This window comes from Mesorhizobium sp. M1227, assembly GCF_040318315.1.
In the GTDB taxonomy this organism is placed as follows: Bacteria; Pseudomonadota; Alphaproteobacteria; order Rhizobiales; family Rhizobiaceae; genus Mesorhizobium.
Genome location: NZ_JAMYLZ010000078.1, coordinates 5,001 through 6,735 on the forward strand (window position 1 = coordinate 5,001; position 1,735 = coordinate 6,735).

At 57.1% G+C, this 1,735-nt stretch carries 1 tRNA gene and 2 rRNA genes (1 of these 3 running past the window's edge); all 3 read left to right on the top strand.

The annotated features are described in order from the left end of the window. Window positions 1–668, top strand: a 23S ribosomal RNA gene (locus tag NKH28_RS33835); it begins 2,131 nt to the left of the window's first position. 96 nt (window positions 669–764) lie between these two features. Continuing rightward, a 5S ribosomal RNA gene (gene rrf, locus NKH28_RS33840) occupies window positions 765–879 on the top strand. Window positions 880–1,009: 130 nt separating this feature from the next. Next, a tRNA-Met gene (locus NKH28_RS33845) sits at window positions 1,010–1,086 on the top strand. Window positions 1,087–1,735: the final 649 nt, after the last annotated feature.

The following is a 1,735-nucleotide window of genomic DNA, read 5'->3' on the forward strand; positions in this document are numbered from 1 at the left end:
TCCGGGACAATGTATGGTGGGTAGTTTGACTGGGGCGGTCGCCTCCTAAAGAGTAACGGAGGCGCGCGATGGTGGGCTCAGAACGGTCGGAAATCGTTCGCTGAGTGCAATGGCATAAGCCTGCCTGACTGCGAGACTGACAAGTCGAGCAGAGACGAAAGTCGGTCATAGTGATCCGGTGGTCCCGCGTGGAAGGGCCATCGCTCAACGGATAAAAGGTACGCCGGGGATAACAGGCTGATGACCCCCAAGAGTCCATATCGACGGGGTTGTTTGGCACCTCGATGTCGACTCATCGCATCCTGGGGCTGGAGCAGGTCCCAAGGGTATGGCTGTTCGCCATTTAAAGCGGTACGTGAGTTGGGTTCAGAACGTCGTGAGACAGTTCGGTCCCTATCTGCCGTGGGTGTAGGAATATTGAAAGGATCTGTCCCTAGTACGAGAGGACCGGGATGGACGGATCTCTGGTGGACCTGTTGTGGCGCCAGCCGCATAGCAGGGTAGCTATATCCGGACGGGATAACCGCTGAAGGCATCTAAGCGGGAAACCCACCTTAAAACGAGTATTCCCTGAGAACCGTGGAAGACGACCACGTTGATAGGCCGGGTGTGGAAGAGCGGCAACGCTTGAAGCTTACCGGTACTAATAGTTCGATCGGCTTGATCGTTCTCATTCCTAATGCCCATTTCTGGTGACAATCCTTGGATTGCGCCGAGATGGATGGCACAGAAAACAGCTTCTCGAGCAACGTGCGTTTTGCCGACCTGGTGGTTATGGCGGAGCGGCTGCACCCGATCCCATTCCGAACTCGGCCGTGAAACGCTCCAGCGCTGATGGTACTTCGTCTCAAGACGCGGGAGAGTAGGTCGCTGCCAGGTCTGCCAAGCGCACGTTGTTTAATCTTCTCCTTACGAACAGGCCCGCCAACGGGATATCGGGCCGCGCAAGCGGCCCTTTCATTTGGCGGAAGCTTGAATCCAGTGAGCCAAGGCTTACTTCTAGGGTTGACGCGGGGTGGAGCAGCCCGGTAGCTCGTCAGGCTCATAACCTGAAGGTCACAGGTTCAAATCCTGTCCCCGCAACCAAATTCGAAAACGGCCCGCCTTGTGCGGGCCGTTTTCGTATGGGCTGAAGTACGGCGACAGGACACTCAGCATTCCGCGGCCAATTTTTCGCGTATGTGCTCCGATCCACCTCTCATACGTCGGGCGAATGGCCGATCGGGATTTACGACGCGCCAAAAGGGCGCGCTGCCGTCTTGACTGATATGCACCAGGTGCCGCCGCACAGTCACTGGGCAGCAGGCGTCTGCTCCGTATTTTGCCGCGAGCTTACGTCGTAACTCTGCAAGGTCCGAAAAGTGGCCAGGTCGTGCAGCCCGGAGTTCGTCAGCGACCATTTTCTCGGTTGGGATCAGCATGCTCTGCGTAAGGGTCTTGCCTTTGCGTCGCGTTTTGACCACCGGCAATTCGCTCATAGTTCACCTCCAGGAACTCCCCTACAGAAGACGAACAAGGATGCCGCAATCCGACAGAATCTCGGATTGATTTGATTGCCGTGGCTCGAGGCCACAACCATGAACCCACAAAGACGTCTCCGGCCGGACACTTAGCAACCCGGACACTTAGCAACAGTTGTGTGCGTCAAGTTCTGCAAAATGGCGTGGCATTGCGGTGACATCGGCGTGTCCGCCGCGCAGCCCCCGTGTTTAGCGGAGCGGCGGACACATGACGG